The 13,868-nt window shown below is 38.0% G+C and carries 13 protein-coding genes; all 13 read right to left on the reverse strand.

The genetic code is table 11. The annotated features are described in order from the left end of the window. Window positions 1–14: 14 nt before the first annotated feature. Entirely contained in the window at window positions 15–572 is a 558-nt protein-coding gene (gene frr / locus KPL75_RS05675; protein ID WP_000531506.1) for a ribosome recycling factor, read from the reverse strand. Between the two features lie 3 nt (window positions 573–575). Next, window positions 576–1,298, reverse strand: a complete 723-nt coding sequence (gene pyrH / locus KPL75_RS05680; RefSeq protein WP_002111372.1) for a UMP kinase — start codon at window positions 1,296–1,298, stop codon at window positions 576–578. A 66-nt stretch (window positions 1,299–1,364) separates the two neighbouring features. Then, window positions 1,365–2,252: a translation elongation factor Ts gene (gene tsf, locus KPL75_RS05685; RefSeq protein WP_002088177.1), complete on the reverse strand. Its 888-nt coding sequence runs from the start codon at window positions 2,250–2,252 to the stop codon at window positions 1,365–1,367. Between the two features lie 82 nt (window positions 2,253–2,334). Continuing rightward, window positions 2,335–3,036 carry a 30S ribosomal protein S2 gene (rpsB, locus tag KPL75_RS05690; protein WP_000111485.1) on the reverse strand — a complete coding sequence of 234 codons (702 nt, stop codon included), beginning with the start codon at window positions 3,034–3,036 and terminating at the stop codon, window positions 2,335–2,337. 353 nt (window positions 3,037–3,389) lie between these two features. After that, on the reverse strand, window positions 3,390–4,169 hold the full coding sequence (codY, locus tag KPL75_RS05695) for a GTP-sensing pleiotropic transcriptional regulator CodY (protein ID WP_002014541.1): 780 nt from the start codon (window positions 4,167–4,169) through the stop codon (window positions 3,390–3,392). Window positions 4,170–4,246: 77 nt separating this feature from the next. Then, window positions 4,247–5,638 (reverse strand): ATP-dependent protease ATPase subunit HslU, encoded by a 1,392-nt coding sequence (gene hslU, locus KPL75_RS05700; protein WP_219919726.1) that lies wholly within the window; start codon window positions 5,636–5,638, stop codon window positions 4,247–4,249. Window positions 5,639–5,660: 22 nt separating this feature from the next. Then, complete coding sequence (gene hslV, locus KPL75_RS05705) at window positions 5,661–6,203, reverse strand: ATP-dependent protease proteolytic subunit HslV (protein WP_002014538.1); 543 nt, start codon at window positions 6,201–6,203, stop codon at window positions 5,661–5,663. Window positions 6,204–6,245: 42 nt separating this feature from the next. Then, window positions 6,246–7,145 carry a tyrosine recombinase XerC gene (xerC, locus tag KPL75_RS05710; RefSeq protein WP_219921072.1) on the reverse strand — a complete coding sequence of 300 codons (900 nt, stop codon included), beginning with the start codon at window positions 7,143–7,145 and terminating at the stop codon, window positions 6,246–6,248. 71 nt (window positions 7,146–7,216) lie between these two features. Continuing rightward, on the reverse strand, window positions 7,217–8,521 hold the full coding sequence (trmFO, locus tag KPL75_RS05715) for an FADH(2)-oxidizing methylenetetrahydrofolate--tRNA-(uracil(54)-C(5))-methyltransferase TrmFO (protein WP_219919727.1): 1,305 nt from the start codon (window positions 8,519–8,521) through the stop codon (window positions 7,217–7,219). Window positions 8,522–8,569: 48 nt separating this feature from the next. Then, the gene (gene topA / locus KPL75_RS05720; protein ID WP_219919728.1) at window positions 8,570–10,648 is read right to left on the reverse strand and encodes a type I DNA topoisomerase; all 2,079 of its coding nucleotides are present in this window, start codon (window positions 10,646–10,648) and stop codon (window positions 8,570–8,572) included. Between the two features lie 144 nt (window positions 10,649–10,792). Next, complete coding sequence (dprA, locus tag KPL75_RS05725) at window positions 10,793–11,662, reverse strand: DNA-processing protein DprA (RefSeq protein ID WP_219919729.1); 870 nt, start codon at window positions 11,660–11,662, stop codon at window positions 10,793–10,795. A gap of 88 nt (window positions 11,663–11,750) precedes the next feature. After that, window positions 11,751–12,653, reverse strand: a complete 903-nt coding sequence (gene sucD / locus KPL75_RS05730; RefSeq protein WP_070144589.1) for a succinate--CoA ligase subunit alpha — start codon at window positions 12,651–12,653, stop codon at window positions 11,751–11,753. A gap of 19 nt (window positions 12,654–12,672) precedes the next feature. Beyond that, entirely contained in the window at window positions 12,673–13,833 is a 1,161-nt protein-coding gene (gene sucC, locus KPL75_RS05735) for an ADP-forming succinate--CoA ligase subunit beta (RefSeq protein WP_002121788.1), read from the reverse strand. Window positions 13,834–13,868: the final 35 nt, after the last annotated feature.

The following is a 13,868-nucleotide window of genomic DNA, read 5'->3' on the forward strand; positions in this document are numbered from 1 at the left end:
CGAAATTATCGCTATTACACTTCCATAATTTCTTTTTCTTTGTTTTTTGCGATTTCGTCAACTTTTGCAATATATTTATCTGTTTCTTTTTGGATATCTTCAGTATATCCTCTTAAATCATCTTCTGTAATGTCGCCAGCTTTTTCAAGCTTCTTAAGGTCATCATTACTGTCACGACGTACGTTACGAACAGCAACTTTTGCTTCCTCAGCATATTTTTTCACAACTTTTACAAGATCACGACGACGCTCTTCTGTTAATGCAGGGAATGCAATACGAATTACAGTTCCATCATTAGAAGGGTTTAAGCCTAAATCTGCTTTTAAAATTGCTTTTTCAATATCACCGATAGAAGTTTTATCATAAGGTTGAATTACAAGCAAACGTGCTTCTGGAACTGTAATGTTCGCTAATTGCACAACTGGTGTTGGTGCACCATAGTAATCAACTTGTACCTTATCCAATACAGAAGAGCTTGCGCGACCAGCGCGAACTGTTGCTAATTCACGAGAATAAGCAGCAACTGCTTTTTCCATTTTTTCATTTGAAGACTTCAATACTTGTTGTCCCATAATTTATTTCCCCCTTACAACTGTTCCAATATTTTCGCCTAAAACGGCACGTTTAATATTACCTTTTTCCATAACCGAGAATACAATTAATGGAATATCATTATCCATACATAAAGAAGAAGCTGTAGAATCCATTACACCTAAACCTGCTTTTAATACATCTAAGTAAGTAAGTGTTTCGTATTTCGTAGCTGTTGGGTCAATAGATGGATCTGCACTATATACGCCATCCACATTATTTTTCGCCATTAAAATAACGTCCGCTTCGATTTCAGCTGCACGTAATGCTGCTGTTGTATCTGTAGAGAAGTATGGGTTACCAGTACCTGCAGCAAAGATAACAACACGTTTTTTCTCTAAGTGACGAATTGCTTTACGACGAATGTAAGGCTCTGCCACTTGACGCATCTCAATTGAAGTTTGTACGCGAGTTTGAATTCCAATATTCTCTAAGCTATCTTGAAGAGCTAATGAATTCATAACTGTTGCCAACATGCCCATGTAATCTGCTCCTGCACGATCCATACCCATCTCGCTTCCAATTTTCCCACGCCAAATGTTACCGCCACCAACAACAACAGCAACCTCTACATCAAGTTCTGCAATTTCTTTCACTTGTTCCGCAACTGATTTAATAACAGCTGGGTTAATTCCAAATCCTTGCTCGCCAGCTAAAGCTTCTCCGCTCAGCTTTAAAACGACACGATTATATTTCGGTTTACTCATAATGAACCTCCAATTGCTTACATCTTTATTTTAAAAAAGGGAACACAATGTGTTCCCTAATCTGTATTAGTTGTTACCTTTTACTTGGTTCATTACTTCTTCAGCAAAGTTGTCTTCGCGTTTTTCGATACCTTCACCAACAGCGTAGCGAACGAATCCTTTTAATGTTCCGCCTTTAGACTCAACGAATTGACGAACTTTCATGTCAGGATTCTTAACGAATGTTTGGTCAAGTAAGCAAATCTCTTCGAAGAATTTGCCAAGACGACCTTCTACCATTTTCGCAACGATTTTTTCAGGCTTTCCTTCGTTTAAAGCTTGTTGTGTTAATACTTGACGCTCATGCTCAACTTCTTCAGCTGTTACAGCATCGCGGTCGATGTATTTAGGGTTAACTGCTGCAATGTGCATTGCTACATCTTTAGCAGCTGCTTCATCAGTAGAACCTTCAAGAACTGTTAATACACCAATACGTCCACCCATGTGTAGGTAAGCGCCGAATGCATCTGCATCAGTTTTTGATACGATTTCGAAACGACGAAGTGTAAGTTTTTCACCAATTTTAGCGATTGCTTCATTGATGTGCTCTTCTACTGTTTTGCCGCCTTCAATTGTTTGAGCCATAGCTTCTTCAACGTTAGCAGGTTTGTTAGCTAATAAGTGAGCAGCTAGTTCTTTAATTAATGCTTGGAAACCTTCGTTTTTCGCAACGAAATCAGTTTCAGAGTTTAATTCTAAGATTAAACCTTCGTTACCGTTTGTTTCGATGAAAGTTAAACCTTCAGCAGCGATGCGGTCTGCTTTTTTAGCAGCTTTCGCAATACCTTTTTCACGTAAGAAGTCAATTGCTTTCTCCATGTCGCCGTTAGTTTCTGTTAAAGCTTTTTTGCAGTCCATCATACCTGCGCCAGTTTTTTCACGAAGTTCTTTTACCATTTGTGCAGTGATTGCCATGTTTTTCATCCTCCTAAAATATGTATTTATACCTTAAAAAAGGTGATAAAAGGCCGAACCCCTTATCACCTTTCCAAATTTGTTACGCAGTAACAGTTTCTTCACCTTGTTTTGCTTCAAGGATCGCGTCTGCCATTTTAGATGTAAGAAGTTTTACAGCACGAATTGCATCATCGTTTGCTGGGATAACATGATCGATTTCGTCTGGATCACAGTTTGTATCAACGATACCGATGATTGGAATGTGTAATTTGCGTGCTTCAGCAACTGCAATACGCTCTTTACGAGGGTCTACTACGAATAATGCACTTGGAAGACCTTTCATATCTTTAATACCGCCTAAGAATTTCTCAAGACGCTCTAACTCTTTTTTAAGTTGAACAACTTCTTTCTTAGGAAGTACTTCGAAAGTACCATCTTCTTGCATTCTTTCGATATCTTTAAGACGCTTGATACGCTTTTGGATTGTTTGGAAGTTTGTTAAAGTTCCACCTAACCAACGTTGGTTAACGAAGTACATACCAGCACGAGTTGCTTCTTCTTTAATAGCTTCTTGTGCTTGTTTTTTAGTACCTACGAATAAGATGTCTCCGCCTTCAGCAGCGATGTCACGCATCGTTCTGTAAGCTTCCTCAACTTTTTTCACAGTTTTTTGTAAGTCGATGATGTAGATACCGTTACGCTCTGTGAAAATGTAACGCTTCATTTTTGGGTTCCAACGACGAGTTTGATGTCCGAAATGAACACCAGCTTCAAGCAATTGCTTCATAGAAATTACTGACATAATTTAGTTCCTCCTAAATGGTTTTTTGATATCCTCCGTTTACTTCATCTCTAAGCGAAACTACGAACGTAGCACCAACACTTAAATCAGTAAACGTGTGTACTTTGTACTGACACCACTGCTTACTATATCATACTGAAATATTACAATCAAGTCGAAAATGCGAACAATGTAAAACTTTCTTTTTTTCACGCTCAAATTCTAGTATTACCAACCGTCAATTCCTTTAAGCAAGGAATTGACGGCTAATTAATAGTTTTCTAATGAATGTTGTCATGACGCCTTACGTAAGCAAAATCATTCTCTAAAAAAAACAAAAAACTCTCCTCAAGCGAGGAGAGTTTTTTTATAAATTAGTTTGTTTTTAATTTAGCAAGTTCCTGTAGAAACTTGTCGTTTAGCACTTTAATGTATGTTCCTTTCATACCTAAAGAGCGAGATTCAATAACACCAGCACTTTCTAATTTACGTAGTGCATTTACGATTACCGAACGAGTAATTCCTACACGATCAGCAATTTTACTTGCAACAAGTAAACCTTCTGTTCCATTTAATTCTTCGAAGATATGCTCGATTGCTTCTAACTCACTGTAAGATAATGAGCTAATCGCCATTTGAACAACAGCTTTACTACGTGCTTCCTCTTCGATTTCTTCTGCTTTTTCACGTAAGATTTCCATACCTACAACAGTTGAGCTGTATTCAGCAAGAATTAAATCATCGTCTAAGAACTCTTGACCAAGACGAGCTAATACTAGTGTACCTAGACGCTCACCGCCACCAACGATTGGTACGATTGTAGTTAAACCTTGACCGAATAATTCTCTATTTTCTACTGGGAATGCTGTGTAGTCACTATCCACACCTAAATTTGAAGATGTTTCTGTAACATTGAATAAACTTTGCGTATACTCTTCTGGGAATTGACGCTCTGCAAGCATATGCTTCATACGTTCGTTTTCGATTTGTTGGTGAATCGCATATCCTAATAATTTACCGCGACGACTTACAACGAACACGTTCGCTTCAATTACTTCACACATTGTGTCAGACATCTCTCTAAAGTTTACAGGCTTTCCTGCTGCGCTCTGTAATAACGCATTTAATTTTCTCGTTTTTGCTAATAATTCCATTTCAAAATTTCCTCCTACATGTTACTTACATATTTTTTCATCACTTGGAAACTAGGGCGAGTCACCTGATGACACTATTACAAAATAAACTGGCTCACATCTTTATTTTTAGCTATTGTCGCTAATTTTTCCTCAACATATTGAGGTGTTATCGTTATTTTCTCTAACGTAATTTCAGATGCCTCAAACGATAAATCTTCAAGGAGCTTCTCCATAACAGTATGAAGTCTTCTCGCTCCAATATTATCTGTATCCTGATTAACTTGATAAGCAATCTCAGCAATCTTACGAATAGCTTCGTCTGAAAATTCAATTTCTATACCTTCAGTCGCTAATAACGCCGTGTACTGTTTAATTAGCGCATTGTCAGGCTCGATTAATATTTTAACAAAATCATCCGCCGATAATTTTGTTAATTCTACTCGAATCGGAAATCTCCCTTGCAATTCCGGAATTAAATCCGACGGTTTAGACATATGGAACGCTCCAGCTGCAACAAATAAAATATAATCCGTTTTTACTGATCCGTATTTCGTTGCAACATTCGACCCTTCTACAATCGGTAAAATGTCACGTTGCACACCTTCACGCGATACATCTACGCTATTCGACTGCTTACCAGCAATTTTGTCAATTTCATCGATAAAAATAATCCCGAGCTGTTCAGCACGATAAACAGCCTCTTGTGTAACTTCATCCATATCAATTAAGCGCTGTGCCTCTTCATTTGTCAAGAGTTTTCTTGCTTCTTTTACAGAAAGTTTACGTTTTTTCGTTTTTTTCGGCATGATACTTCCTAGTGCATCTTGGAAATTCATCCCCATTTGCTCCATGCCAGTTCCTTGCAACATATCAAACATAGAAGACTGTTGTTCCGTCACTTCGATCGATACCACTTCATCTTCAAGAAGGCCTGCCGCAAGCTTTCTTTCCACATCTTGACGTTTCTTTTCGATTTCAACATCTTCCTGTTCATCAGATGTTTGGTTTGAATTTTGATTACCACCAAAAAGCATTTCTAATGGATTTTTAAATCCAGATTGTTTCTCCGGACTCGGCACTAAAATTTCAACAAGTCGTTGATTCGCTTGCTCTTCTGCTTTATCTTGAACTTTAACTACCATTTCCTCTTTTACGATACGAACAGATGTTTCAACAAGATCGCGGACCATCGACTCTACATCTCGACCCACATATCCAACTTCTGTAAATTTCGTCGCTTCAACCTTAATAAAAGGTGCTCCAACGAGTTTCGCCATTCGCCGTGCTACCTCTGTTTTACCAACACCTGTCGGTCCAATCATTAAAATGTTTTTAGGTGCAATTTCATCACGTAAATTTTCAACTAATTTACTGCGACGGTATCGATTTCGTAGAGCTACAGCAACCGCTTTCTTTGCATCTTTTTGACCGATGATGTATTGATCTAATTTTTCCACAATTTGACGCGGAGTAAAATGTAAATGCATATAAAATGCCTCCCTTACGATTCTACAATTCTTCAACAATTATGTTGTGGTTCGTATAAACACAAATATCGCCTGCAATTTCTAAACTGGCCTTCGCAATTTGTTTCGCTGTTAAATGTTCACTTGCATGTTGCTTTAAAGCACGACCAGCAGCAAGTGCATAATGTCCACCTGAACCAATTGCTAAAATACCATCATCTGGTTCAATTACTTCTCCTGTACCTGAAACAAGGAGCATCGTTGTTTTATCCATGACAATGAGCATTGCTTCTAGCTGACGTAGCATTTTATCACCACGCCATTGTTTCGCCATCTCCACTGCAGCGCGCTGCAAGTTGCCATTATACTCTTCTAATTTTCCTTCAAACATTTCAAAAAGAGTAAATGCATCAGCAACTGAGCCTGCAAAACCAGCTAAAACTTTCCCTTGGAAAAGTTTGCGAACTTTGCGAGCTGTATGTTTCATTACAACAGCATTCCCCATCGTTACCTGACCATCTCCAGCCATTGCACATTCTCCATTATGATGAACTGCAAATATCGTTGTAGCGTGGAAATTTCCCATAGAAAAAACTCCTTTATATGTTTTTATAGCTTTAAAAGCAATTTATGCCCGCGGGTGATGCTTCATGTACACAGAACGCAATCTTTCTTTAGAGACATGCGTATAAATTTGTGTCGTAGACAAATTCTCATGACCTAATAGCTCCTGCACAGTACGTAAATCCGCTCCTTCATCCAACATATGTGTAGCAAATGTATGCCTTAACATATGGGGACTTATTCGCATTGTAAGTGAAGCTTTCTTAATGAGTTCGTTCAAAACATAACGTACACCCTGACTTGTTAACGGCTTACCTTTCGCATTTAAAAATACCATATGAGATTGTTCTTCAGTCTTTTGAGCTAACTGTTTTCTCCCGTTCTCTATATAAGTAATTAAAGCATCTTGTGCATAGCTTCCGAACGGAATATATCTTTGTTTTTTCCCTTTTCCCATCACTAAAATTGTTCCCACTGCAAAGTCAATGTCGTTAAGTTGCAAATTAACGCATTCGCTTACACGAATCCCAGTTGCATACATCAACTCTAATAAAGCTTGATTCCTTTGACCTAATGGCGTCTCTGTATCAGAAACTTCAAACAATTCCTCTAACTCTTCAGCATATAAAAACTTTGGGATTGACAATTCTTTCTTGGGGAGTGACGCAAGCGCAAACGGATTATCTTTTCTATAACCTTCACGCATCAAAAAACGATATAAACTTCGTAAGCTTGATACTTTCCTTGCGACAGATTTACGGGCTAACTTTTCATTGTGCAACGTCGTCAAGTATAAACGAACATCCGCGTATGTAACATCTAAAAAAGAGGATATGCCTTCTCGCTCCATAAATTGCACAAAATGTTCTAAATCATTTTGATAACTTGCAATTGTATATTTTGAATAATTTCTTTCAATTTGTAAATATCCAACGAATAATTGTAACAATTTCTTCACATTCACATCCATATAACTCACCTCAATAAAGGCTACTAAATCGTATCACAACTTAGTAGCCTTTGCAAGAAATTTAATTAAATATTTACAAAATTTTGAATTGTTTCCAAAGCTCGTGTAGCATATGCTTCATTTCGCTCTTGTTTATTTTTAATTTTCTTCTCTAACGGTGTAAATAATCCGAAGTTTGCGTTCATCGGCTGGAAGTTTTTTGAATTTGTCGCAGTAATATAATTTGCCATACTTCCCATTGCCGTTACCGGTGGTAATACAACTGGCTCTTCACCTTGTACAAGTCGAGCAGCGTTAATACCCGCTAATAATCCTGATGCTGCTGATTCAACATACCCCTCTACCCCAGTCATTTGACCAGCGAAGAATAAATCATCACGTTGTTTATATTGATATGTTGGACGAAGCAAATTAGGCGAATTAATAAACGTATTACGATGCATTACACCATAACGTACAATCTCTGCGTTTTCTAGTCCTGGAATTAGCTGTAACACTTCTTTTTGTGGCCCCCACTTTAAATGTGTTTGGAAGCCTACAATATTGTATAATGTTCCTGCTGCATCATCTTGACGTAACTGAACAACCGCATACGGTGTTTTCCCTGTTTTCGGATCTTCTAACCCAACAGGCTTCATTGGTCCAAATACTAACGTCTGTCTTCCTCTACTTGCCATAACTTCTACTGGCATACAACCTTCAAAGAAAATTTCTTTTTCAAATTCTTTTAAAGGCACTGTCTCAGCAGCAATTAAAGCCTCATAAAAGCGATCAAACTCGTCTTCTGTCATTGGACAGTTTAAATACGCCGCTTCACCTTTATCATAACGAGATTTTAAATATACTTTATTCATGTCAATGCTGTCTTTCTCAACGATTGGCGCTGCAGCATCATAGAAATAAAAATAATCTTCACCTGTTAGTTTTTTTAATTGTGCAGAAAGATCTGGAGACGTAAGTGGACCTGTCGCAATAACAGTTGGTCCCTCTGGAATTTCAGTGATTTCCTCATTCATTACAGTTACGTTCGGATGATTTTTCACATATTCAGTCACTTTTGCCGCGAATTCATGACGGTCTACAGCTAAAGCACCTCCTGCTGGTACAGAACACTCATCAGCTGCACGAATAATGACAGAATCCATTAGGCGCATTTCTTCTTTAATAACACCAACAGCATTTGTTAATGTGTTTGCACGAAGTGAGTTACTACATACTAATTCAGCAAATTTATCTGTATGATGAGCTGGTGTTTGCCTTACTGGTCTCATTTCATATAATTTCACTTGGACACCACGTTTTGCAATTTGGTAAGCTGCTTCGCTTCCTGCAAGACCTGCGCCAATGACGTTTACTACTTGTGTTGTCATATATATCACCTTTCCTTTTCTTCCCGAAAAAAATGTGAGCAGTTACGCTCACATTTGTTGTTCTTCTTCATAATCACACGAAACACATTGTACTTGCACGCCTTTTTTCAACTTTTTCTCTACGAGCATACCTTCACACTTCGGACATTTACGACCAATCGGCTTATCCCAAGATACAAAGTCACATTCTGGATACGTACCGCATCCGTAGAAAAGACGTTTCTTTTTATTACTACGGCGTTCAATAATTTGCCCTTTATCACACTTCGGACAAGTAACACCGATTTCTTTTACAATCGGTTTTGTATTACGACATTCCGGGAAATTTGAACAAGCCATAAACTTCCCATATTTACCCATTTTAAAGACCATCGGGTGACTACATAATTCACAGTCTTCCCCAGCTGGTTCATCTTTAATTTCCACTTCACGCATTTCTTTTTCCGCTTTTTCTAAGCGCGGTTCAAATCCTACGTAGAAATCATCAACAATTTTCACCCAATTTGCATTTCCTTCTTCTACTTCATCAAGGCTTTGCTCCATATTGGCAGTAAATTCAATGTTAATAATTTCTGGGAAAAACTCTAAAATAAGTTCGATTACTATTCCACCAAGCTCAGTCGGAACGAAGCGTTTATTATCTAAAGCAACGTATCCTCGTTTTTGGATTGTTTCAAGTGTTGGTACATAAGTAGACGGTCTCCCAATTCCAAGCTCTTCAAGTGTTCTTACTAGACGAGCCTCTGTATAACGCGGCGGAGGCTGTGTGTAATGTTGCTTCGGTTCTATATCTTTTGAAAATACAGTTTCACCTACTTCTAACGGTGGCAACATCTTATCCTTTTCTTCCGCACCATCATCTTTCGACTCTACGTACACTTTCATAAACCCTGGGAACTTTACAACTGATCCACTTGCACGGAACTGAACATTGTTATTAATGAGTCTTGCTGTAACAGTATCCATTATAGCAGATGCCATTTGACTTGCAACAAATCGCTCCCAAATCAGTTTATACAAACGGAGTTGATCACGACTTAAGAAACTTTTTAGTTCCTCTGGCTTTCTCATTACCGAAGTAGGACGAATCGCCTCATGCGCATCTTGTGCTTTCGACTTTTTCGTTTCTTTCTTCTTCTCTGTTCCTATGTATTCCGCACCAAACGCCTCAGTAATGTAATCACGAGCCTCTGTTTGAGCTGTTTCTGAGATACGTGTTGAATCAGTTCTCATATACGTAATAAGACCTACAGTCCCTTGTTTTCCAAGATCTATCCCTTCATACAGCTGCTGTGCAAGCATCATTGTTTTCTTTGCTCGCATATTTAACTTACGCGCTGCCTCTTGTTGCAAGGAAGATGTTGTAAACGGTAATGCAGGGTTACGCTTTCGCTCTTTTCGCGTTACATTTTCAACCGAAAACGCATTGTCTTTCATCTTTTCGATTATTTCGTTCACTTGTGCTTCGTTCGTTAATTGAACTTTTTCACCATCTACACCGTAAAAGCTTGCTTCAAATGTGTCTTTCCCTTTCACAAATTCTGTTTTAATTGTCCAGAATTCTTCAGGTTCAAAAATTTGAATTTCTCTTTCACGTTCGATGATTAAACGAACTGCTACAGATTGTACGCGTCCTGCACTTAATCCTTTTTTTACTTTCTTCCATAATAAAGGACTAATATTATAGCCAACAAGACGATCGAGTATACGCCTTGCCTGTTGTGCATCTACTAAATCCATATTAATTGCACGAGGATATTTAAATGATTCTTTTATTGCATCTTTTGTAATCTCATTAAATACAACTCGGCAATCTGATTCAACGTCCACATTTAACGTATTTGCTAAATGCCAAGCAATTGCTTCTCCTTCACGATCCGGATCGGCCGCGAGATAGACTTTCTTTGCTTTTTTTGCCGCTGATTTTAAATCTTTTAAAACGGGACCCTTACCACGAATGGTAATATACTTCGGGGTGAAGTTATTCTTTACTTCTATCCCCATTTGGCTTTTAGGTAAATCGCGGACATGTCCCATGGACGCGACGACTTTGTATTTTTTCCCTAAATATTTTTCAATGGTCTTCGCCTTAGAAGGCGACTCCACGATTACGAGGTAATCTGACATGCTAGTGCCTCCTTAAGAGGTGGATTCAAGTCTTCATCAATCTTATTGATTTCTCTTGTTTTTGTCAATCAAGAATGAATATACCATACAGCGACAATCTACCATTTGTCAATAATTGTTTAATAAAAACATAAAAATATATGGTTAATTTAAAATTTCTTCAAGGATATCCTCCGCATTTCTTACTAGCTTTGCGCCTTGTTGAATTAGATGATTCGTTCCCTCTGCACTCTCTATAAATATAGGTCCAGGAAGCGCAAACACCTCTCTATTTTGTTCTAACGCAAGGTCTGCAGTAATAAGGGATCCACTTCTCGTTTTTGCTTCTACAACTAAAACACCTTTACTAATACCGCTAATAATTCGATTTCTTTTTGGGAAATACCATTTTTTCGGTACATAATGCGGCGGATACTCTGTCAATAACAATATATAATCTTTCCACGTGTCATATAAACCTCTGTTCTCCTTTGGATACATATAAGATAATCCGTGTCCTAATATTGCAATAGTCGGGCAATGCTGCCTTACTGTAACTTCATGAGCAATTGTATCTATCCCTCTTGCAAACCCACTAACAATAAGCCATTCTTTTTCAAGTAAAGGTTGTAAAATAAACTTCATACTCTCCTCTCCATATAAAGACGGTTCTCTCGTTCCAACAATCGCTAATTTATTTATCTTGCTAAGAAAATCTCTCTCTCCTTTTCCGTATAAAACAAAAGGGGGATCTTGTATTTCCTGCAACAGTTGTGGATAATCCTCATCCCATATGGTTATATAAAATATTCGATTTTTTTCTAAATAGGAGACATATTGTTGGAGTTTTGAAGTCTGAAGGAAATTTGCTAGTTCTGAAGATTTTTCCGGGGATATTCCAGCGTAATATTCAAATTGTCTTGGACTAAAAGTGTATATTCCCTTCAGTTCTGGATCAATATATAGTAGTCTCTCCATCGCCTTCCAATGATCCGCCAACATGTAATGAAGGTGCAATAAACGTTCTCTTTTCATCTCAATTCTCCTTACCCATAATTTTTATTATGTAAACAAAAAATGTGTAAAAAGACACCCTCTAATAAGAAGGTGTCTTTCAAAAAGATTAGTAGTTTTTACAAGTCTCAAATAATCCCTTTTCTTTTAAAACAGAGATTAATGTTTCACCCATAACAGCTGGTGTTTCCGCTACTTTAATACCACAAGCTTCCATTGTTTTAATCTTTTCAGCAGCAGTTCCTTTGCCGCCAGAAATGATCGCCCCAGCATGACCCATACGTTTGCCTTCAGGCGCAGTTTGACCACCAATGAAGCCTACAACTGGTTTTGTCATATTAGCTTTTACCCATTCTGCTGCTTCTTCTTCTGCCGTACCGCCGATTTCACCAATCATAATTACAGCATGCGTTTCTTCATCTTCATTAAATGCTTTTAACGCATCAATAAAGTCCGTACCGTTAACAGGGTCTCCGCCGATACCTACAGCAGTAGATTGGCCAATACCTTCTTGTGTTAACTGATGTACAGCTTCATACGTTAATGTACCAGAGCGAGACACGATACCAACATGACCTTTTTTGTGAATATATCCTGGCATAATACCAATTTTACATTCGTCAGGTGTAATGACACCAGGGCAGTTTGGTCCAAGTAAACGTGTATGTTTACCTGCCATATATCTCTTTACTTTTACCATATCTAATACAGGGATTCCTTCAGTAATACATACTACTAAATCAATCTTTGCATCAACTGCTTCCATAATTGCATCAGCCGCAAAAGCGGGTGGAACGTATACAACTGAAGCGTTTGCGCCTGTTGCTTTCACAGCATCTTCTACTGTATCAAATACTGGTACACCTTCAATATCAGTGCCACCTTTACCTGGTGTTACACCACCTACAATTTTCGTACCGTATTCAATCATTTGCTTTGTATGGAATAACCCTTGAGAACCTGTAATACCTTGAACAATAACTTTTGTATCTTTATTAACTAATACGCTCATTTTTCTCCCCCGCTTTCTATTAGCCCACTAGTGAAACAATTTTTTGTGCACCGTCTGCCATAGATTCTGCTGCAACAATATTTAAACCAGACTCATTTAAAATTTTCTTTCCTAACTCTACGTTTGTACCTTCAAGACGTACAACTAAAGGCAACTCAAGACCTACCTGCTTCGTCGCTTCAATAACACCTTCTGCGATAACATCACACTTCATAATGCCACCAAAAATGTTAACGAAGATACCTTTTACATTTTTATCAGAAAGAATAATTTTGAATGCTTCTGTAACTTTTTCAGCTGTTGCGCCGCCACCAACATCTAAGAAGTTAGCTGGGTCACCATGGTAATGTTTAATGATATCCATTGTAGCCATTGCTAAACCTGCACCATTAACCATACAACCGATATTTCCATCTAAAGGAATGTAGTTTAAGTCATATTTAGAAGCTTCAATTTCTTTTGAATCTTCTTCTTCAAGATCACGAAGTTCTAAAATATCTTTATTGCGATATAACGCATTAGAATCAAAGTTTAATTTTGCATCTAACGCCATAACTTTACCGTCACCTGTTGTAACAAGTGGATTAATCTCAGCGATAGAGCAATCTTTTTCGATAAACGCACTGTATAAGCCCATCATAAACTTTACAGCTTGTCCTACAAGTTCTTTTGGAATATTGATGTTAAACGCGATTCGACGCGCTTGGAACCCTTGTAAACCTACTGCTGGATCAATATATTCTTTAAAGATTTTTTCAGGCGTTTTTTCTGCTACTTCTTCAATTTCTGTTCCACCTTCTTCAGATGCCATTAAAACAACTTGAGAAGTTGCACGATCTAATACAAGACCTACATAATATTCTTTTTTAATATCGCAACCTTCTTCGATAAGTAAGCGTTTTACTTCCTTACCTTCAGGACCTGTTTGATGCGTCACAAGTGTAGTTCCTAAAATGCTTTCTGCATATGTACGAACTTCTTCTAAATTTTTCGCAACTTTTACACCGCCAGCTTTGCCGCGTCCACCAGCGTGAATTTGCGCTTTAACTACACATACGTCCGTTCCTAATTCTTTCGCTGCTTCTACAGCTTCTTCTACTGTAAATGCAACCTTCCCGTTCGGAACGCTAACCCCATAGCTTCTAAGGACTGCCTTACCTTGGTACTCATGGATATTCATGGTCCCATCCTCCCCTGTTTTCCTGTTTTACTCGA

The organism is Bacillus sp. NP247 (genome assembly GCF_018966865.1).
GTDB lineage: Bacteria > Bacillota > Bacilli > Bacillales > Bacillaceae_G > Bacillus_A.